21 protein-coding genes are annotated in these 19,963 nt (G+C 68.4%); 7 read left to right on the plus strand and 14 right to left on the minus strand.

The window, feature by feature from the left end:
* Positions 1-109: 109 nt before the first annotated feature.
* The 8 genes from GT355_RS03495 to GT355_RS03530 are packed head-to-tail and all read right to left on the minus strand — an operon-like array spanning position 110 to position 9,917.
* On the minus strand, positions 110-2,947 hold the full coding sequence (locus GT355_RS03495) for a DEAD/DEAH box helicase (protein WP_160133346.1): 2,838 nt from the start codon (positions 2,945-2,947) through the stop codon (positions 110-112).
* A 38-nt stretch (positions 2,948-2,985) separates the two neighbouring features.
* Entirely contained in the window at positions 2,986-3,765 is a 780-nt protein-coding gene (locus GT355_RS03500) for a metallophosphoesterase (RefSeq protein WP_160133347.1), read from the minus strand.
* A complete protein-coding gene (locus GT355_RS03505) occupies positions 3,765-5,534 on the minus strand; it encodes a hypothetical protein (protein ID WP_160133348.1) in 1,770 nt (589 codons plus the stop codon). Before GT355_RS03505 ends, GT355_RS03500 begins: the two co-directional genes overlap by 1 nt.
* Positions 5,531-6,835 carry a Single-stranded DNA binding protein gene (locus tag GT355_RS03510; RefSeq protein ID WP_160133349.1) on the minus strand — a complete coding sequence of 435 codons (1,305 nt, stop codon included), beginning with the start codon at positions 6,833-6,835 and terminating at the stop codon, positions 5,531-5,533. The genes GT355_RS03505 and GT355_RS03510 overlap by 4 nt, the downstream gene beginning before the upstream one ends.
* 43 nt (positions 6,836-6,878) lie before the next feature.
* Positions 6,879-7,085, minus strand: coding sequence for a DUF8145 family protein (locus GT355_RS03515; RefSeq protein ID WP_160133350.1), 207 nt, complete (start codon positions 7,083-7,085; stop codon positions 6,879-6,881).
* Positions 7,086-7,139: 54 nt separating this feature from the next.
* Positions 7,140-8,186, minus strand: a complete 1,047-nt coding sequence (locus GT355_RS03520; RefSeq protein WP_160133351.1) for an ABC transporter ATP-binding protein — start codon at positions 8,184-8,186, stop codon at positions 7,140-7,142.
* Positions 8,183-9,001, minus strand: a complete 819-nt coding sequence (locus GT355_RS03525) for an ABC transporter permease (RefSeq protein WP_160133352.1) — start codon at positions 8,999-9,001, stop codon at positions 8,183-8,185. The genes GT355_RS03520 and GT355_RS03525 overlap by 4 nt, the downstream gene beginning before the upstream one ends.
* A complete protein-coding gene (locus GT355_RS03530) occupies positions 8,970-9,917 on the minus strand; it encodes an extracellular solute-binding protein (protein ID WP_160133353.1) in 948 nt (315 codons plus the stop codon). The genes GT355_RS03525 and GT355_RS03530 overlap by 32 nt, the downstream gene beginning before the upstream one ends.
* A 63-nt stretch (positions 9,918-9,980) precedes the next feature.
* Here GT355_RS03530 and GT355_RS03535 point away from each other — a divergent pair, with 63 nt between their 5' ends.
* The 5 genes from GT355_RS03535 to GT355_RS03555 all read left to right on the plus strand — a co-directional run bounded on the left by GT355_RS03535 (position 9,981) and on the right by GT355_RS03555 (position 15,203).
* The gene (locus GT355_RS03535; protein WP_160133354.1) at positions 9,981-10,688 is read left to right on the plus strand and encodes a TOBE domain-containing protein; all 708 of its coding nucleotides are present in this window, start codon (positions 9,981-9,983) and stop codon (positions 10,686-10,688) included.
* A 78-nt stretch (positions 10,689-10,766) separates the two neighbouring features.
* Positions 10,767-12,701, plus strand: a complete 1,935-nt coding sequence (locus tag GT355_RS03540; RefSeq protein WP_160133355.1) for an aconitate hydratase — start codon at positions 10,767-10,769, stop codon at positions 12,699-12,701.
* Between the two features lie 164 nt (positions 12,702-12,865).
* Complete coding sequence (locus GT355_RS03545; RefSeq protein ID WP_160133356.1) at positions 12,866-13,432, plus strand: SCP2 sterol-binding domain-containing protein; 567 nt, start codon at positions 12,866-12,868, stop codon at positions 13,430-13,432.
* A gap of 51 nt (positions 13,433-13,483) precedes the next feature.
* A complete protein-coding gene (locus tag GT355_RS03550; protein WP_160133357.1) occupies positions 13,484-14,239 on the plus strand; it encodes a coenzyme F420-0:L-glutamate ligase in 756 nt (251 codons plus the stop codon).
* Complete coding sequence (locus GT355_RS03555) at positions 14,226-15,203, plus strand: 5,10-methylenetetrahydromethanopterin reductase (RefSeq protein ID WP_160133358.1); 978 nt, start codon at positions 14,226-14,228, stop codon at positions 15,201-15,203. Before GT355_RS03550 ends, GT355_RS03555 begins: the two co-directional genes overlap by 14 nt.
* Here the strand turns inward: GT355_RS03555 and GT355_RS03560 are convergent.
* From GT355_RS03560 to GT355_RS03575, 4 genes are read right to left on the minus strand one after another with little or no spacing between them, the layout of a single operon-like run.
* Positions 15,166-15,378, minus strand: coding sequence for a DUF8024 family protein (locus GT355_RS03560; protein ID WP_120075179.1), 213 nt, complete (start codon positions 15,376-15,378; stop codon positions 15,166-15,168). The genes GT355_RS03555 and GT355_RS03560 overlap by 38 nt on opposite strands.
* A gap of 45 nt (positions 15,379-15,423) precedes the next feature.
* Positions 15,424-15,813, minus strand: a complete 390-nt coding sequence (locus GT355_RS03565; protein ID WP_160133359.1) for a MaoC/PaaZ C-terminal domain-containing protein — start codon at positions 15,811-15,813, stop codon at positions 15,424-15,426.
* A 39-nt stretch (positions 15,814-15,852) separates the two neighbouring features.
* Positions 15,853-16,623, minus strand: coding sequence for an ABC transporter permease (locus tag GT355_RS03570; protein ID WP_160133360.1), 771 nt, complete (start codon positions 16,621-16,623; stop codon positions 15,853-15,855).
* Positions 16,620-17,567: an ABC transporter ATP-binding protein gene (locus tag GT355_RS03575; protein WP_160133361.1), complete on the minus strand. Its 948-nt coding sequence runs from the start codon at positions 17,565-17,567 to the stop codon at positions 16,620-16,622. The genes GT355_RS03570 and GT355_RS03575 overlap by 4 nt, the downstream gene beginning before the upstream one ends.
* A gap of 218 nt (positions 17,568-17,785) precedes the next feature.
* Between GT355_RS03575 and GT355_RS03580 the strand changes: the two genes are divergently transcribed.
* Positions 17,786-18,553 carry an enoyl-CoA hydratase/isomerase family protein gene (locus GT355_RS03580; RefSeq protein ID WP_120073663.1) on the plus strand — a complete coding sequence of 256 codons (768 nt, stop codon included), beginning with the start codon at positions 17,786-17,788 and terminating at the stop codon, positions 18,551-18,553.
* 58 nt (positions 18,554-18,611) lie between these two features.
* On the opposite strand, the gene GT355_RS03585 is transcribed toward GT355_RS03580, so the two are convergent.
* On the minus strand, positions 18,612-19,058 hold the full coding sequence (locus GT355_RS03585) for a type II toxin-antitoxin system VapC family toxin (RefSeq protein WP_240145699.1): 447 nt from the start codon (positions 19,056-19,058) through the stop codon (positions 18,612-18,614).
* Positions 19,036-19,263, minus strand: a complete 228-nt coding sequence (locus tag GT355_RS03590) for a ribbon-helix-helix protein, CopG family (RefSeq protein ID WP_160133362.1) — start codon at positions 19,261-19,263, stop codon at positions 19,036-19,038. The genes GT355_RS03585 and GT355_RS03590 overlap by 23 nt, the downstream gene beginning before the upstream one ends.
* A gap of 135 nt (positions 19,264-19,398) precedes the next feature.
* Between GT355_RS03590 and GT355_RS03595 the strand changes: the two genes are divergently transcribed.
* Positions 19,399-19,719: a transcription factor S gene (locus tag GT355_RS03595; RefSeq protein WP_160133363.1), complete on the plus strand. Its 321-nt coding sequence runs from the start codon at positions 19,399-19,401 to the stop codon at positions 19,717-19,719.
* The last annotated feature ends 244 nt before the right edge of the window (positions 19,720-19,963 follow it).

The raw sequence follows: 19,963 nt of genomic DNA on the forward strand, positions 1-19,963 counted from the left end.
CCGGGCGTACTGGCGCTCTTGGGAGAGGATGTCTCGATAGAAGTCGTCGCTCCTACTGGAAGCAGTAGTTGCTTGCGCGCGGTCGCCTACGGCGACCCCACGGTGGGGCTCAATCCCAGAAGGATTGGGTCCGCGCGTACTGGCGCTCTTGGGAGAGGATATCCCGGTAGAAGTCGTCCTCGTTCTCGCGGAGTTTGGCGATGATCCGCGCGGCGTTGTGGGGGCCGACCCCACGGGCGGCGAGCGCGATGACGGCCTGTTTGCCGTGACTCTGGACCAGGGTCGCGGCCTGGTAGGCTCGCTGGGTCTGCTTCTCCTGCTCGTCGTCCTTCTCGTCGGCCTTGACCGCCGCGACGACCTCCTCGGCCCACGGGTTGAGCGCCGCGATACGGGTCGAGCCACAGAACGGACACTCCGGTTGGTCGGGGATCCGCCGCACCTCCTGGGTTCGGTCCCACTCCTGACAGTGGAGACAGAACAGTAACATTCGGTCCTCCTGGATCCGCTCCCGCACGGTGTCGATAACGCTCGCGTCGGCGTTCTCGGGTGCGAGCAGTTCCCGGCCCGACGACCGACCGTCGATCCCAACGGGGGTGTGTTCGGTGTGGAGCACGACCTCGATCTCCCCGTCTCGGACCCCCGAGAGCACCGTGCCCGTCGTCTCGATCGCGAGGTCCTCGTGGAAGATCTCGCGGACGGCCTCGTCGTACACAGGTGTGTCTTCGAGCGCCGTGAGGAGGCGGTCCCGGCCGAACCGGCCATCTCCCCGCCAGGACTGGAGCGCGCCGAACGTCGCCGCGACCTGGGCGAGCTTGAACTTCAGCGCGTCCGAGTTCTTGAGGCTGAGTTCGATGATCCCCGCGACGTGTTCGGGCTCGGTCTCCCGGAGCACGCCCTCGATATCGGGGCCCGAGATCCCGCGCGGGACGTCGAGTTCGATCCGATAGGGGTCGATCTCCAACCCCACCGACGAGCCCGTCTGCTGGCCCAGCAGCGCCGAGAGCACCCGCCCGAGGGTCTGGTTGGTGGTGTGGCCGAAACAGGCGTTCACGACGATGCTTCGGGGCTCGTACTCCACGACCACCCGCTCGTCGGTCGGCATCGGGCTCCCCGACTCGACCTGCTTTTCGAGCGGGTCGAGCGCCTCGCCCGCGGTGTACTCGTCGGTGGGATACCGGTCGGCGAGGTCGGCCGCCACTGCCGACCGGGACTCGCCCGACGCGAACGCCTCGCCGACCCAGCCGCGGATCTCGCCGACCTCGCCCGCGACGGGTTTCGGGACCGGAATCTCGCTGCCGGTCCAGGAGGGGACCTCGCCCGTCGGGTCCTCGATCGGGCTGACCTTCACCTCGCTCTCCTCGTCGTCGACCTCCGCGATCCGCCACATCTCCCCCCGCTGGATGAACGTCTCGCCGGGCCCCGCGAAGTTGACCACGAACCGCTCGTCGAGGCTCCCGATCGCCCGACCCGAAGCCACGTCGGAGACGGTGTAGGTCTCCTCGTCGGGGATCATCGAGAGGTTGGCGTAGAAGTACTGCCACGTGCCGCCCGACTTCTCCAACCTGTCCAGATCCTCGTCGAGCCAGAGGACCCGATTGCCCGAGAGTTCGCGTACCACGTCTCGAAAGTCGTCCTCCGTGAGGTCGCGGAACGGGTAGGCCCGCGTGACGAGGTCGTAGGCCTTCCTGGCGCTGATCTCGCCGAAGTCCATCACGAGCCCTGCGATCTGGTTCGCCACCGTGTCGAGACTGCCGTGATGAATCTCGGCGGGTTCGACCAGCCCCTCGTGGGCCCGCCGACAGATCGCGAGGGCTTCGAGCGTGTCGTCGGGCCGGGTCGTGAGGACTGTGCCCGAGGAGAGCTTGTCCGAGCGATGACCCGCCCGTCCGACCCGCTGGAGCAGGCGGGCGACCTCGCGCGGGCTCTGGTACTGGATCACGTGGTCGACCCGCCCCACGTCGATCCCGAGCTCCATCGAGGAGGTGCAGAGCAGGCCATCGAGTTCGCCGGCCTTGAACGCGTCCTCGACTTCGATCCTCGCCTCCTTCGAGAGCGAGCCGTGGTGGACTCCGATGGGGAGATCGAGCGCGTTACACCGTGAGCCGAGGGCCTCGGCGGTCTGTCGGGTGTTGACGAATATCAGGGTGGACGCGTTTTCGCTCACCAGGTCCCGGATCGCCCGGACGTGACTCGCGAGGTCGGGGTCGCTCGCGAGCTTTCCCGCGAGGGTCTCGTCCTCCGCGGTGACCCGTGGCTCGCGAACCCGGACGTCGAGTCGGCTCCCGACGTCGACTTCCATGATCGCACAACCCCGACCGCCGGTGAGGAACTTCCCGACCTCGCCGGGGTCGCCGACGGTCGCCGAGAGCCCGACCCGCTGGAACGGCCCCGAGAGCTCGCGGAGGCGTTCGAGCCCGATCGTGAGCTGCGCCCCGCGTTTCGACGCCGCGAGCTCGTGAACCTCGTCGATCACGACGTGCGAGACGTCGGAGAGCGCCTTCCGGAGCTTCTCGCCCGTCAGCATCGCCTGGAGTGTCTCGGGTGTGGTCACCAGCACGTCCGGCGGGTCGTTGGCCTGCTGCTGGCGGTGATACTGGGTGGTGTCGCCGTGTCGGACGTCGATCTCGAGTTCTAACTGGTCGCCCCACCAGTCGAGCCGGTCGCGCATGTCGCGGTTGAGCGCGCGGAGCGGGGTGATGTAGAGCGCGCCGATCCCGAAGCGCTCCTCGCCGGCGAGCGCGTCGAACACCGGCAGCATCGCGGTCTCGGTCTTTCCAGTCCCCGTAGGTGCGATCACCAGCCCGTCCTTCCCGTCGGCGAGCGGCGGGATGGCGGCGCGCTGTGGCTCCGTCGGGGTCTCGAACCCCCGTTCGGAGAGCGCCGCCCGGACCCGGGATCCGAGGTGTGTGAAGGCCGCAGAACCGCCGGCGGCCTCGCTCTCTGCCATTGAATCCCTTACGAACGCGACCCGATTAAGAACTCCGCTTACACCTGCCGGTAGGCTCCGAGCCGCGTGCCGTCGAGCAGATACGCCTCGCCGTCCGCCAGCCCGTCGGGCAGGAACGGCGCGAGGAACGCCTGGTGCTCGACGTTGACCCACGTCCCGCCCGAGAGGTCGTTGAACGCCGGGAACACGACCAGTTCGCCGGTGATATCGAGCTTCTCGTCGTAATGCTCCGCGAAGGGGGCGGGGTCGAGCGGCCCGCGGAGCCACACCCGCTCGGCTCGCGTCCCGCCCACGTCGTCTTCGAGTCGTACTGCAGGATGTTCGTGGCCGACACAGACCACGTCGGCTTCGAGAACGCGCCGTGCCGGCCAGGTGTGGCCGTGCGCGAATCCCACGTCCCCAACCCGGATTCCGCCCGTGGGCGTCACCGCGATCTCACCGTCGGTTCCGCCAGTGACCGACTCGATCTCGCCGTCGTGGTTGCCCTTCACCACGGTGACCGCCACCCGATCCGCGAGCGCCGCGAACAGGGCTTCGAGCTCGTCGCGCTCCGGTCCTCGGGAGTCGCCGATGGCGTGGGCGAGGTCGCCGAGGAAGACCACCCGCTCCACCGCACGGGAATCGACTATCCCGAGGAGGTGTTCACGGCGCTCCCGCGCTTGGTTCGGGAGCGAGACGCCCTCCCACCGGAGCGCGGCTTCGAGCCCTGCGTGGTAATCGGCCACGCAAAGCACGCGCTCGCCGCCGGCGCGGACGACCGCCGCCGGTTCGCCGGGCACCGGCTCGATTCGGCTAGAGCGTTCGTCGGCCCGCCCCATCAGATGGGTTTGAGGGTGTCGTCGTCGGGCTCGTAGCACTCGCCGCTCATCAGCGCGCTCTGGATCCCGTCGTCGGCCTCGGCGGCCGTGAGACCGTACTCCTCGACCACCCGGTCGACGACCGCCGCCCGGTCCGCACCGCTACCGTCGTCGAGTTCCTGCATCACCGTCACTACGGCCTCCTCGGGGTCGGCATCCACGACGTCGGTGTCGCCCTCGGTATCGTCGCCGGTGTCCGGTGCGTCCGTCTCGTCGCTCGTTTCGTCGCGATCGTCGGACGGCTCGGCTTCGACGGGGGTCTCGGGTTCCGATTCCACCGCCGGTCCGGGCTCGGTTCCCTCGTCCTCGGCCCCAGATCCCGCCGCGGCATCGACTTCGGTCACGTCGTCGGGGTCCTCGTCGGCCGGTTCGTTCGTCTCGGGCGTCGGGGTGTCGATGTCCGCTTCCCCTGGCCCGCCGACGTCGGCGGCGGTCTCGAACTCGGTGCCGAACTCGTTCTCGACCTGCTCGCGAACCTCGTCGTCGAGTTCGAACTCCTCCGGATTGTCGAGGTCCGCCCCGACCGCGGGTTCCCCGGACGAGTCGGTCCCCGCATCGGTCTCACCGGCGTCGACGGAATCGGTCGGACCGTCTCCCCCGTCGTCCGGTGTCGACTCCTCGAACGCGGGCTCGCCCTCCGAATCGGCCGTCCCGGCAGTCGGCTCCGGTTCGTCGACTGCTTCCCCGTCGGAGTCGGCTTCGACTTCCGACGTCGAATCGTCGGTCGGTTCGGTGTCGGGTGCCGATCCGGTTTCGATGACCGGCTCGTCATCGTCGGTCGTCGTTACCTCACTGTCATCGACTTCCTCGTCCGGCTCCGTATCGACTTCGTCCCCAGTCGTCACCCCGTCCTCGACGGGTTCCACGTCCGGCTCCGCACCGTCCTCGCCGGTCGTCGTCGCCTCGGTGTCGGCTTCCGCTTCAGGTCCCGAATCGTCTCCGACGGCCGTCGACGTCGACGAATCGATGGAGGCGGTCTCGTCGGTGGAAACCGATTCGCCGGTCCCCGTCGCCGTCGCTCGGTCGGTCGACCCCTCGACACCACCCGTTCCGGGTGGCACGTTCAGCGGCGCGACCTCCTCGCGCTCGCCGGCGACGACGCCCGCCGCGTCGCGCGCCATCGTCTCGACGGCGTCGAGATACTCGGTCGTCGTCCCGTAGTGGGCGATCGCCCGCGGTATCCCAGCGGCGAGCCCGACCTCGACGTCCTCGTCTTCGAGCGCCGCCCGGAGGTCGTCGTCGCGCTCGGCGCGTGAGAGCGCCTCGCGCATCGTCGCGACGCGTTCGGCGGTTCGTTCGGCGGTGTCGACGACGAACCGGTCCCGGGTCTCGGCGTCGACCTCGCTCAGCGTCTCGGGCCGTACGGAGGTGAACACCCGGTCGGAGTCCTCGGGCTGGAAGGTTCGTGCCTTCCCCGTGACGGCGACGAACGCGGGCGGGGTCGCGCTCTCGAGGAAGGAGAGCGCCTCGGGTTGGTACTGCCCGGCGTAGACCACGAACGCACCTGTGGGGTCGACGACCCGCGCGCGGAGCTGGGTGTCGTTGACGGCCTCGATCTCGGTGAGGACGCCGACGGCGAACAGCCGGTTGACCCGCGCGCCGGTCGGCGTCACCACGTAGTTCGGCGCGCGTTCCTCGTCGCTCTCGGCGTAGGAGAGACTCGCGTCGTCGAACTCCGCCGCGAACAGCCGGTAGGCGGTCTCGCGGTCGGGACGGACCGTCGAACTCATTCGCCCACCTGCCCGACCGCCGCGGTGTCACTCGCTTCACCGACACCGCCGGCGAGCAGCGTCCGGGCACGGTCGACCGGGTCGTCCTCGCTCGGCCCGAACTCGGTCGCGTCGAGGTTCGCGCCGTAGTCGTCGATCGAGAGGGTTCCCCGCACCCGGAACGCCTTGCCGACCACCGACTCGCGGATCGAATCGGCCACGACCTCCTGGTCCATCGCCTCGCGTGCGGCCTCGCGGGCGTCGTCGATGTCGCCGCCGTACACAGTACTGGTGAGATCGGTCCCGAGCACCGCGGTCACCGAGGCCGTCCCGTCGTCGACGATCGCCTTTATCCTGAGGTCGTCCTCCGCATCGACGTCGCCGTGGGCGCGACACTGGCCGCGCTGGACCACTCGACCACACTCGGGACACCGCTGGATCAGGCCGGACCCGTCGCGGACCGCGAGCAGGTTCCCCTTGATCTCGACGTCGAACATCCCGCCCGACCCGACCGCCTCGCGGATCGAGACCGTGGTCACGTCCTCCCCGCTCTCGACCTCGTGGTCGAGCGGCGTCACCGTCGAGAACTCGGAGACGTTCACCGAGGGCACCCCGCGGAACTCCCGGACGTAGGCGTTCTCGATCCCGACCGAACTGTCCGTCTCGATCTCGGGATGGGGGTCCCAGTCGGTAAACGGCAGTCGACCGGACTCGTCGGCGAGCACGCCGCTCAGGATCTCGGTCTCGCCGTCGCGGCCGTCGATGGTCTTGGTCTCGACCTCCACGACGCGGACGTCGAGCGAGACCCCTCGATCGCCCGGTGCGAGCTCGGCGAGCTCGGTGTCGCCGCCGACCTCGTAGGGTACGTCGACGGTGTCGACGAACGAGACGGAGGTCTCGGAGCCGAGGTTGAGTTCGGGGTTGCCCTCCCACTCGCGGACGCCGGCACCGACCGCCTCGATCGAGTCGCCCGGCGAGAGGTCGAAGTCATCCCACGCGGTGTAGGAGATCGTCCCCGACTCGTCGGCGACCTCGCCCTCGAAGATCACCAGGTCGTCGCCCTGGTACCGGATCGAGCGCTTGCCGACGGTGAGGACCCGGGCGCGAACCGTCACCGCCGAGTCGCTCGTCGCTATCTCGGCGATCTCCTTGCCGGTGGGTTCCCCGGTAGAACTGGTCTCGCCGTACTTCCGGCGGAGGCTGGCCTTCGCCTCCTCGACCGGGACGCTGTACTCTACGAGGTTCTGCAGGTCCGCTTTGACCTCCTCTTTGTCAACACCGAGGTCGGAGGCGAGATCCTCGGCATGGTCGTCGAGCGTCATCACGCCTTCTTCGACCGGCGCGAACTAAAGGGTTCTCCGCACGTCAGCCGTCGAGTGCGGTCTGGGCGTGCGTGTGGTGGAAGAACCGAACCAGCGGGTCGCCCGACTCGTCGGCGAACGGCTCGAAACAGACCCGCCGGTAGCGCTCGTTGTCGAGGAGGTTCACCAGCAGTCCCGAATCGTGTGTCGAGACCGACTCGTAGACGGCCCCGCAGACCGGACACGCCGGGTCGGCGTCGTCGGCTGCCATGTGACCGCTCCGACCCGGTCGCGTATGGCTGTTCGGCTCGTCGGACCGGACCAGTCACCCGGACCGTTCGCCGATGACGTGGATCGCTTCCGGAGGTAGCGAGAGCCGGACTCGGTCGCCGGTCGAACGGCCGAGCCCGTCGTAGACCGGCGGCGACAGCCTGACCCGAACCACGTCGGTGGTCCCACCTTCGGGCGCGACGGTCAGGAGGTGTTGGTCCCCCTCGAAGACGTGGCTCGTGACGGTGCCGGCGACGACGTTCTCCGCGCCAGCCCCGTCGGCGATCCCGACGTACTCGGGTCGGATACAGAAGTCGACGGTCGTCCCGACCGCGTGGTCCGTGCTCGGTGTCCGGATCGCCTGGCCGGCCCAGTCGAGCACGGTCTTCGCGCCCGTGTCGACCACGTCGGCGCGAAACAGGTTGGTGCTCCCGGTGAACGAGGCCACGAACGGCGTCGCGGGCCGGGCGAACACCGCTTCGGGGCTGTCGACCTGGTGGATCCGGCCGTTCTCGACGACGGCGAGGCGGTCGCCGAGCGCCGTCGCCTCGCGCTGGTCGTGGGTGACGTAGAGCACCGGGATCGAGAGCGACGAGAGGAGGGGGCGGAGCTCGCGGCGGAGCCGGCGTTTGATCGGCGCGTCGAGGTTGGCGAGCGGTTCGTCACACAGGAGGACGTCGGGGTCGGCGGCGAGCGAGCGCGCGAGCGCGACCCGCTGTCGTTCACCGCCCGAGAGCGTGTCCGCGGGCTGGTCGAGTACGTCCTCGATCTCGAGGGTGTCGGCGAGCTCGGCCACTCGGTCGGGCGAATCCGCCGCGTACGCGACGTTCTCGCGCGCGGTCAGGTGGGGAAAGAGCGCGCCGTCCTGAAAGACCAGCACCGTGCCGCGGTCCTCGGGCGGACGGCCGGTGAGCTCCACACCGTCGAGGCTGACCCGACCGGCGTCCGGCGTGACGACCCCCGCGACGACCGAGAGCAGCGTCGTCTTGCCACAGCCCGATGGTCCGAGCACCGCGAGCACTTCGTTCCCGACGTCGAGGTCGACCGGTCCGAGTTCGAACTCGGGGTACGACTTCGCCACGCCGTCGAGCACCAGGCTCATTCCCACGGGTTGGCGGCGAGGGTGTTGAGCAGCGCGAGCGCGAGCGCGGAGAGGACGACGAGCACGACGGCGACGGGGTACGCGCCGTCGAGGCCGAGCGCGTTGAACGAGGTCCAGATGCTCACGGGCAGCGTCGTCGGGTAGTACGAGACCATCATGGTCGCGCCGAACTCGCCCATCGCGCGAGCGAACGTCAACGTCATCCCGGCGAGGATGCCAGGCGCGGCGAGCGGCAACGTCACCCGGAGCGCGGTGGTCCACCGACCTTTCCCGAGCGAGCGCGAGGCGTGTTCGAGTTCCCGTGGGACGGCCTCGAACGCCGCCTTCGCCGTCACCACCACGAACGGCGACGCCACGAACGTCTGGGCGAGCACCACCCCGAGGAACGAACGGTAGGGCTGGAAGCCGGCCGCCGTCGCGGCCCCCCCGAGCGCGGTGTTCGGTCCGAAAACGCTCAAGAGCACGATCCCGCCGACGGTCGGCGGCAGAACGAGCGGGAGAACGACCACGCCGAGCACGGCGGTCGTCCAGTGCCCTTCAGCACGGGCGAGCCAGTAGGCCAGCGGGAGACCGAACGCCGTCGCGACGACCGTCGTGACCCCCGCCGAGAGCAGCGTGGTTCGCGCGGCACCGACCAGCTCCCGTTCGCCGAGACGGGCTACGAGCCCGGTAGGCGACACCGAGAGGAACAGCGAGACGACCGGCACGAGATAGAACAGACAGAGGAGGCCGCCGAGCGCCAGCGCGACCGCGAGCCAGTCCGGTCGGCCGGCCCCGGAGCGCTCACTCCGCGAGCGTGCTGGGTGGGTCGCCATGGGTCTCCGGATAGTTCGGCGGGACCTCGAAACCGTACTCCTCGAGGTAGTTCCCGGTGGTCAGCGTCTCGAACACTGCCCTCGTCGTCGGGGTCACGTTTCTGACGGTTGCACCGTACCCGATCAGCCCGCCCCGCGTCGTCTTGCCGCTCGGCGACGTGTACGACACCGTGGCGTACCAGTCGTCCTCGTACTTCGGACTCCCGAGGTCGATCCGATCGGGAAGGTCGATGTAGTCGTAGTCGCGCTCGACCGCCATGTTCCGGTAGGCGACCGCGGCGTCGATGTTCCCCGACTCGAACTGGGAGATCAATCCCGTTTCGGGGTAGATCTGGTCGCGTTTCGGGATCCGCTCCCTGAGGTTCTCCGCGTCGTCGTAGTACCGCGAGGCGAGTTCGAGGGTGAAGAGCGCCCGGTAGCCGAGCGGGTCTTGTGTGGGATCGGTCCGCCCGAGGGTCACGTCCTCGTCGAGCAGGACGTCGTACCAGTTCTCCGCGCCCGCTTCCCCGAGGCGCTCGCCCGCCTCGGTGTTCGGGTTGTAGGCGATCACGACCGCGTTGCTCGCGAACACCGAGTACCACGAGGGGTGGAGCGGCCCGTCGAACAGCGCCGTATCGGCCAGCGCCACGATGTCGGGGTCGCGCTGGCCCTCGCTCACCAGCCGCGCGACGGTCGAGGAGCCGTGGGATTCGACCCGGAGGTCGGTCCCGACTGCCTCTGAGAGCCCCTCGCCGAAGGCGAGTTCGAGGCTCCCGGCCGAGAGCACCGACACCGGCCTGGACCCCGACCCGCCCGTCGCACTCGTCGCGTTCGAGCCGCTCCCGGAGACGCTCGAACACCCGGCGAGCGCGACGCCGACCCCGGCCGCGCCCGCGAGGAACGCACGACGCGACCGCGACGGGCGTTGTTTCGGCATGGACATATCGAACACGCGGAGATCGGTGATAAGGGTTTTGCTCGGGTCGGTCGAAGCCGGTGTATGACCACCCACGCCGGCTTCGACGCGCGGATCCAGCGCTCGGGCGTGGCGTTCACCGCTCGGGACGCGGCGTTGCTCGACGCCATCGACGACCACGCCTCGCTCAACGCCGCCGCGAGCGCGCTCGGGCGGTCGTACTCGCGCTCGCAGCGCCGGGTGGTCGAACTCGAGGACGCCTTCGGCTCGCTGGTCGAGCGCCAGCGCGGGGGTTCGGGTGGCGGCGGGAGCCGGCTCACCGACACCGCCCGCGATCTCCTCGCCGAGTTCGAACGGCTCGAAGTCGAGTTCACCGGTGTCGCGGAGGCCGAGGAGACGGTGCTTCCGGGAACGGTGGTCGAGCGCGACGGCGAACTCGCCACCGTCGAGACGGCGGCGGGCCCGGTGCGAGCCATCGTGCCCGTGAACGCCGTCGCGGTCCGGGTCGTGATCCGCGCGGACGCCGTCACGCTCCATCCCCCGGAGAGCCTCCCCGAGGGCGACACCAGCGCCCGCAACCGCTTCGCGGGGCGCGTCACGGAGGTCGAACCCGGCGAGACCCTCGCGCGCGTCGCGCTCGACGTCGGTGCCGGGGGCCCGCTCGCCGTGCTCGTCACGACGACCAGCGTCGACACCCTCGACCTCGGCCCGGGCACCGAGGTCGTCGCCTCCTTCAAGGCCACCGCGACGCGGGCGTTTCCCGACGGCCACGCCGACACTGAAAACCCGTAGACTGATTCTCGTCGAACTCTCGCCGGGCAGGAGAACTCGTCAGAAGGGTAATGAGAATCGGGGCCCTACACGACGGGTATGTCAGGAACGATAACCGAGAAGATCGTCGAAGCCCACCTCGTCGAGGGCGAGACCGAACCCGGCGAGGAGATCGCCATCGAGATCGACCAGACGCTGACTCAGGACGCGACGGGGACGATGGTGATGCTCGAACTCGAATCCATGGAGGTCGACGAGGTTCGGACGGAGCTCTCGGCGCAGTACGTCGACCACAACCTCATCCAGGAGGACAACAAGAACCCCGACGACCACCTCTTCCTCAAGAGTGCGTGCCAGAAGTGGGGCGTCTGGTACTCGCCCGCGGGCAACGGGGTCTCCCATCCCGTCCACCAGGAGCGCTTCGGGATCCCGGGCAAGACACTGCTGGGGTCGGACTCACACACCCCGGCGGCGGGCGCGATGGGGATGCTCGCCATCGGCTCCGGCGGACTGGACATCGCGATGGCGATGGCGGGCGAACCCTATCACGTCGAGATGCCCGAAGTCTGGGGCGTCGAGCTGGAGGGCGAACTCCCGGACTGGTGTAGCGCGAAGGACGTCATCCTCGAATTGCTGCGCCGCCACGACGTCGACGGCGGCGTCGGACGCGTGATCGAGTACTACGGGCCGGGGCTCGACTCGCTCACCGCGATGGATAGGCACGTGATCGCCAACATGGGGACCGAACTCGGTGCGACGTCCACCGTGTTCCCCGCCGACGAGGCCGTCCGGAGCTTCCTCGCCCAACAGGAACGCGAGGAGGACTTCTCGGAACTCCTCGCCGACGACGACGCGGAGTACCACGTCACCGAGCACATCGACCTCTCGGCGATCGAACCCATGATCGCGAAGCCGTCGAGCCCGGGCAACGTCGTGCCCGTCACCGAGGTCGCCGGCGAGAACCTCTACCAGGGCTACATCGGGTCGAGCGCGAACCCCGGCCTCCGCGACTTCGCCGTCCCGGCGATGATCGCCGAGAACCACCGGGTGCCGCCCGAGGTGAGTTTCGACGTCAACCCGACCTCGCGCCAGATGCTCCAGAACCTCACCGCCGAGGGCTATCTCACGATGCTCTACGCGAGCGGCGCGCGGGTCCACCAGGCGGGCTGCAACGGCTGTATCGGGATGGGACAGGCCCCCGCGAGCGGACGCAACAGCCTCAGAACGGTGCCCCGGAACTTCCCGGGTCGAACGGGCACCCGCGAGGACAGCGTGTTCCTTTGTAGCCCCGAGACCGCCGTGGCGAGCGCGCTCGCCGGCGAGATCACCGACCCGCGGACGCTCGAAGACACCCACGACATGAGCTACCCCGAGTGGGAGGAGCCCGAGGCGATCATCGTCGACGATTCGGCGCTGAGTCCGCCGCCCGAGAACCCCGGTGGCGAGCTCGAAAAGGGCCCCAACGTGAAGTCGCTCCCCGAGTTCGAGACGGTTCCCGACGCCATCTCCGGCCCGGTGCTGATGAAGGTCGGCGACGACATCTCGACCGACGAGATCATGCCCGCGGGGTCGGCGGTCCTGCCCTACCGCTCGAACATCCCGAAGATCAGCGAGTGGGTCTTCGACCAGGTCGAGCAGGGTTTCTATCAGCGCGCGGAGGAGGCGGGCGCGCCGTGGCTGGTCGTGGGCGGGTCGAACTACGGCCAGGGGAGTTCGCGTGAACACGCCGCGCTCGCACCCTATCACCTCGGAATGCGCGCCGCGCTCGCGGTGAGTTACGCGCGGATCCACTGGCAGAACCTCGTGAACTTCGGGATCGTCCCGCTCGAGTTCGTCGACCGCGACGATTACGAAGCCATCGAACAGGGCGACGAACTCGAACTCCCCGCCATCCGCGAGGAGTTGCGAAACGGGACCGAGGTCACGGTGCGAAACGGTACCCAGAACACCGAGTTCACGGCCGAGCACAGCCTGAGCCCGCGCCAGGTCGACGTCGTCCTGCAGGGTGGGCTCATCGAGGCGTACAAGAACTGAGGGTCGACGTCGGCTCCTTCCGACCCACCCTCGCCGGCGGCCGACCACGCGAACCGTCATGGATCGCTATCCAAAGCGCCCGTCGTATCGCGACGAAGCGCCATCGTCTTGCCATCGCTCCGATGGGATACAGTCGTCCATCGCACGGACGACCTGCACAATCCATGGTAGACCAGGAACTCGTCGACCGGATCGAAGACTCGCTCGAACAGGACCAGGACGCCCTCGAAGCGGACCTCCCCGGGATCCTCTCGGAGATGGAGGGCCGGACCGACGACCTCGTTCGCGAACATCCGCAGGTGTTGGCCGACGTCCTCTCGCGGATGGCGGCGATGGACGTCGCCTCGTTCGTCCCCGAGAACCCCGAGACCGCCGACCAGTTCCAGGAACTCCTCTGGTCGGGGGTGCGGGTGATGGTCGAGCGGAACCCCGAGGTCAAAGAGCAGATCACCGAGGACATCACCACGAACTTCGCGGCCGACGACTGCCCGATGGAGGGCCACCTCCGGGTCGACGAGGACGCCAACACCGTCACCGGCGGGTCGGGCCAACTCGACGACGCCGACCTCACGATCACCGGGCCGGCGGACGTGCTCGTGGGGCTCGTCACCGGTGACGTCGACCCGATGAAGGGGCTCATGCGCAGGCAGTTCGAACTCGACGGGTCCATGTCGACGGCGACGAAGCTCGTCCCGGTCATGGACGCGCTCTCGAACCAACTCCCCGACTGAGGCGTCCGCTCGACCCGAAGTACGGAAGTACGGCCCCGTCCGACCTCGGCCATGAACGTTACCGCCGTCCCCGACGTCCCCGAGATCCGTGCGGGCGACGACCTCGCGGGGATGGTCGCCGACCGCGTCGACCTCGACCCCGACGACATCGTCTGTGTCGCGAGCACGATCGTCTCGAAGGCCGAGGGCCGGGCCTACGACCTCGACGACTTCCCAGCCGGGCCGCGGGCGACCGAGATCGCGAACCGGCTCGGCGACCTCGCGGGCGAGGAGAAGGACCCACGGTTCGCGCAGGCCGTCCTCGAAGAGAGTACGGAGCTCCTGATGGACGCGCCCTTCCTCCTGACCGAGACCCGGTTCGGCCACGTCTGCGTCAACGCCGGGATCGACCGTTCGAACGTCCCCGACAACGACATCCTCCTGCTCCCGAAGCATCCGAGCCGGACCGCCCGAGAACTCGCCGACGCGCTCGGCGTTCCAGTGATACTCACGGACACCTGTGGCCGGCCGTTCCGGTTCGGTCAGCGCGGCGTGGCCATCGGCTGGGCAGGGATGGACGCGAGCCTCGACTGGCGCGGTGCGCACGACCGCGACGGCCGCGAGATGGGTGTGACTGTAGAATCCGTGGTCGACGAACTCGCGGCGGCGACGAACCTCGTCGCGGGCGAGGGGGCGGGCGGGACACCCGTCTCGGTGGTTCGTGACCTCTCGCTCGACGAGGTCGGCACGAGCGACAACCTCTTTCGCGACGTCGAGGGCGACTTCGTCAGGCAGGCCCTCCGGGAGTGGTCGTATGCGGGGGATTGAGCTCACGCCCGAACACCCCACGGAACGCCTCGTCGACCTCGGCGAGACCGCCGCCGAGGCGGGCTTCGATACGGTCTTCGCGAGCCACCACTACAACAACCGTGACCCGTTCGCCGCCCTGACTCTCCTAGCCGACCGCACGGACGAGATTCGGCTGGGGCCGGGGATCACGAACCCCTACGAGACCCACCCCGTGACGCTCGCCTCGCGGGTCGCGACCCTCGACGAACTCGCCGACGGGCGGGCGGTGTTCGGGGTCGGTCCGGGCGACCCCTCGACCCTCCGGAACCTGGGGCTGGGCGAGCAGCGCGGGCTCCGGTCGGTGCTCGAATCCTTCGAAGTCGCCCGCGACCTCTGGGACGGCGAGCGCGTCGACCACGAGGGAACGTTCACCGCACGCGACGCGGGGTTGAATTACGAGGCGAACCGGATCCCGGTCTACGTCGGGGCCGAGGGCCCCGAGATGTGTCGGATGGCCGCGAAACACGCCGACGGACTCCTCTTCAACGGATCCCACCCCGACGACCTCGCGTGGGCTCGCGAGCGTGTCGAGGAGGGGTTCGAAGAACGCGTCGTCGGGGACGAGTTCGACCTCGCGGCCTACGCCAGCGTGAGCGTCGCCGAGGACGAGGAGGCAGCGCGCGAGGCCGCCCGCCCGCCGGTAGCGTTCATCGCCGCCGGCGCGCCGCAGCCGGTTCTCGACCGCCACGACATCGACGCCGACCGCGCGGCCGCTATCGGGGAGTCGATCTCGGCAGGGGACTTCTCGAAAGCGTTCGACCGGGTGAGCGAGACGATGATCGAGGCGTTCTGTATCGCCGGAGAGCCGGCGACGGTGGAATCACGGGTTCGAGCGGTCATGAACCACGCCGATAGCCTCGTGGTGAGCGCGCCGCTGGGGCCGGATCTCGAAACGGCGATCCGGCTTACTGGCGACCTGTGCGACCGGTGTTCGGTGACGTGAGGCCGGCGGTGAGCCCGCCAAGCGCGAGGTAGCCGAACAGCCCGAAGGCGACCGCGAACAGCACGACCCCGGTGAGGATGGGGATGATCGAGAGCGGGCTGGCGAGGGCGGCCTCGACCATGAGTCGAACGAGGTCGACGACGTTGCCGAGGAGGACGACGACGATGTTTGCCATACCACGGCTACGAAAGCGGGCTATTTGTGTTTGTTCGTCCGGGGCTCACTCCGTCCAGATGAGGCCCTCGAACGACGCCCGCATCACGACGTCGCGCCCTCGATGACAGACCACCGAACACGAGACGTCGTGGCGGTCGTCGTGTCCCTCCACGGCGTCGACGGTGACCTCACAGGTGACCGACTCGCCGGTGCGGACGGGCGCGAGGAAGTCGAACTCCATCGACCGCGCGAGCACGCCGAGGTCGCCGCCGATCTTGGTGGGGAGCGTCGCGGTGAGGAGCCCTTGTACCACGAGCCGGCCCTCCTCGTCGGGTTCGGTGTGGATCGCCTGCTGGTCGCCCGAGACCTCGCCGAAGCGCTCGACGTCCTCGCGGGTGAAGGTGCGTTCGAAGGTGTGGACGTCGCCCACCTCGGGGATCGTCGTGCTCGGCATGGCGCTTCTACACGGAGGGCCCGGAATACGTTATCGGGGCTACTCCCATCGGAAGAGCCGCGCCGACAGCCCGCCGCCGGCGACCAGCACGCAGACGAGCACCGCCACCGATCCCACCGGCCAGCCCCGACCGGACCAGAGCGCCTGCATCACCCGCACGACGTGGGTCATCGGGAGCACCTCGGCGACGGCATGGAGCCAGTCGGGGAGCGCCGAGAGCGGCATCACCGCACCCGAGACGAACAGCATCGGCATGTAGAGTACCTGGCCGACCACGCTGGCGACCCGTGGCGTTGGCGAGAGGCTGGCGACCAGATAGCCGAAGGCGATGAACGAGAGCGCGCTCAGGGAGAAACCCGCGAACACGGCCATCCAGCTGCCCGAAAACCGGACGTCGTAGACCACCAGCCCGCCGACCACCAAAAGGAGCACCCCGAGCAGCGCGACCACGAAGTAGGTCGTGACCTCGGTGGCGACCCACCGCCACGCGGGCATCGGGCTGGCTTTGAACCGCCGCAGCACACCTTGTTCGCGGTCGCTGGCGGTCGAAACGGGGATCGTGGTGAGTGCGATCGAACCGAGCACGACTCCCACGAGCGCGGGCACGAGTTGGTCGATCCCGTAGGAGTAGGCATCGGCTGCACCGCCCCCCGCCCCACCTGCTGCACCGCCCGCTCCGGCGTCGAAGACGGTTCCGATGAGCAGGAGAAACAACAGAGGAAAGGCGAGCGTGAAGAACAGCGTCGTCGGTTCGCGCGCGAGGCGTTTGGCGTGGGCCTCGACGAGCTTTCGATAGCTCCGGGGGTTCATCTCCCGCGCGCCTCCTCTACCCGGCCCGTGCGCTCCATGAACACGTCGGCGAGATCCGGTTGGAGCGTTCGGAGGTTTCGCAACGGTGTCGCCTGCCCTTCGAGCTCGAGCACCACCGACGAGACGAGGTCGTCGGCAGCCCCGAACGCCCGGACCACGCCATCGTCGCGCTCGACCCGTTCGACCGCGGCGAGGCCACGAACCCCATCGAGATCGAGGTCGGGATGGTCGTCGAACACCACACCACGACCCGTATCGAGCTCCGCGAGCAGGTTTCGTGGGGTGTCGAGCGCGACGAGGTCGCCGTCGTCGAGGATCGCTACCCGGTCACAGAGGGTTTCGGCTTCGGCCATGTAGTGCGTGACCAGCACGACGGTCGTCCCCGCCTCACGGATGCGTTCGACCAGTGCCCACGCCGCCTCGCGGGCCTCGGGGTCGAGGCCGGAGGTGGGTTCGTCGAGGAAGACCACTTCGGGGTCGTTGAGGAGCGCGAGCGCGATGAACAGGCGCTGTTTCTGCCCGCCCGAGAGCGCCTCGAACCGGCTGTGGCGCTCATCGTCGATCCCCCACGTTTCGAGCAGGGGTTCGTAGGCCACCGGCTCGTCGTAGAACGTCGAAAACAGGTCGAGGAGTTCGAGCACCGTGAGCCGGGCGGGGAGTTCGGCGGCCTGGAGCTGCATCCCGATCCGTTGGGCGAGCGCGGTACGCTCCCGACGGGGGTCGAGTCCCAGGACGCGCACCTCGCCCTCGAACGGACCGAGCCCCATCACCGATTCGACGGTCGTGGTCTTCCCCGACCCGTTCGGCCCGACGACGCCGAAGATCTCGCCCTCCCGGACCGCGAAGCTCACGTCGTCGACCGCGAGCACATCGCCGTAGCGTTTGGTGAGCCCCTCGACGGTGATCACCGCGTTCGACTCGTCGTGGACCGAGGGTTCCGACATCGAGCCTCCTGTGCGGTCCGTCACAGCCGGCTCACTTCAAAGGTCGACATCGATCGATCCGGTGGGCATCACCGCACCGATTTTTCGATCGACGATGCCTCTTTCATCCGTTCGCTGCCCGGACCCATGTTCCGATTCTGCCACGACCGATGGTCGAAATCCGTACGGGCTGTCGGTTGGACCGAGCTGTTATGCCGTCGCCCACCGTTCCCCGGCGTATGTCCTGGGAGACTATCGACCTCGAATGGGACGGCGACGTGGCGACCATCACCGTCGACCGGCCGGACCGGCTGAACGCGATGAACGTCGAGACCCTCGAGGCGCTGGAGGAAGCGCTCTCGGAGGCCCGCGACGCCCGCGCGCTGGTGCTCACCGGCGCGGGCGAGAAGGCGTTCGTCGCGGGGGCGGACATCGGCTACATGGCGGATCTCTCGGTGTCGGAAGCCCAGGCCTACGCGGAGCTCGGCCACCGCGTCACCGACGCCATCGAGACCTTCCCCGCGCCCGTCATCGCGGCGATCAACGGCTACGCCTTCGGCGGGGGCTGCGAACTCGCGCTCGCCGCCGACCTCCGGGTGGCGAGCGAGCGCGCGATGCTCGGCCAGACCGAGATCGACCTCGGGATCGTCCCCGGCTGGGGTGGCACGCAACGTCTCTCGCGACTGGTCGGCGACGAGCTCGCCCGCCGACTGGTCTTCTTCGGCGAGCGCCTCGACGCCCAGGACGCCCACCAGTTCGGCCTCGTCGGCGAGCTCGTCGCCCACGACGAACTCGACTCCCACGTCGCCGAGATGGCCGCGGAGCTCGCCGCCAAACCCAAGTACGCCCTGCAGGCCGCGAAGGAGTCGCTGAATCAGGTCCACGAGTCCGACCAGTCGGACGGGCTGACCTACGAGCGCCGCCTCTGGAGCGGGCTGTTCGGTACTGCCGACCAGCACGAAGGCATGACCGCCTTCGTCGAGGACCGCGAACCCGATTTCGAGTGACCGGCGATACTCTTCATACGACTGTAGCGGCATCGAACGGTGGATACGGACCGCAGCACTACTCGGGGAGGTCCACCACCGAAAGGGACTCGACATCCTCGCTCGCCGCCGCTTCGCGTACGGCCTCATCCTCTGTGACAAGCGTCAAATCGTGGCTATCGGCAACGGTGATATAGCTCGCGTCGTAGAACGTACACCCTGTCCGTCGAGCGGTTTGCATCACCGAGAGCAGCGTCGCCCCCGTTGCTTTCTCGACCGACACGTCGCGGTCGAGCCGCCCGAGAATGCTGATGGCGGTTTCGAGTTCGGTCGTCGTCAGTTCGTCCCTGACGAACGCGATCTTCCAGAGCGCGTTCGAGGATTCGTAGATCGTCAGATCTAGGATGTGCTGGTCGAACACGGCCTCGACACCGACGTCCACGCCGTCGGCCCCGATGAGAACGTCCACCAGCGAACTCGCATCGAAGAGCTTTCCCACCACGTCAGTTGTCCCGTCGCGTCTCACGGACCGCCTCGGTCACCGTCTCGGAATCGACCCGGCCGCCGACGCTCTCGCGGAGCGTCGTGGCGTCGCGCTGGAGGGCTTCGCGCCGCTGCTCGGTGAGTGCATCCTCGATCGCTTCACGGATCACCTCGCTCACGTTGATCTCCTCGCGGTCGATCGCGGCCTTCATCTCGTCCGGGATCTTCGCCGAGACGGTCTTCGTCATACTACAAGATAATACGGTAGCGTCTTACTTAACTATTGTAGCTTTCTGGAGTTCGTCCTACGCCGTGCAACGCTCACCGTCGAGGCGCGGCGCGCGAACCCGGGGCTTAAATCCGACCAGCTTCATACCGCGGGCATGGAATTCTGCGACGAGTGCGGTTCGATGATGAAGACAGAGGGCGACGAGTGGGTCTGTGGGAGCTGTGGGTTCACCAAGCTCCGAAACGCCGAAACCGAGGCCGCGATGACAACGACACAAGGTCAAGAGGAAACCGAGGTCATCGACGTCAGCGACGTCGACGACCGGGGATTGCCGACCACCGAGGTCCACTGCGACGAGTGTGGCAACGACGAGGCGTATTGGTACATGCAACAGATCCGCTCGGCCGACGAGTCCGAGACGCGCTTTTTCGTCTGTACCAACTGCGAACACCGCTGGCGCGAGGACGATCATTAAGGCCCACCTTTTGCTGCGCTCGCCTTCGGCTCGCTGGCAAAATGTGGATCAAAAGCGCGTCGGGTTCCCTCCGGTCACCCTCGCGCCCGCTCACTCGGCCTCCGGCCTCGCTCGCGGTGGGATCACTAACGACTCCGCAACCGCACAGCACAGCACAGCACCGCAGAAGCCCTCGCGCCTGCGGCGCTCGCCCTTCATCCACCAGGAAACCACACCACACCACCCCGCAACCGCACCGCCGCGG

The organism is Halococcus salsus (assembly GCF_009900715.1).
Lineage (GTDB): Archaea > Halobacteriota > Halobacteria > Halobacteriales > Halococcaceae > Halococcus > Halococcus salsus.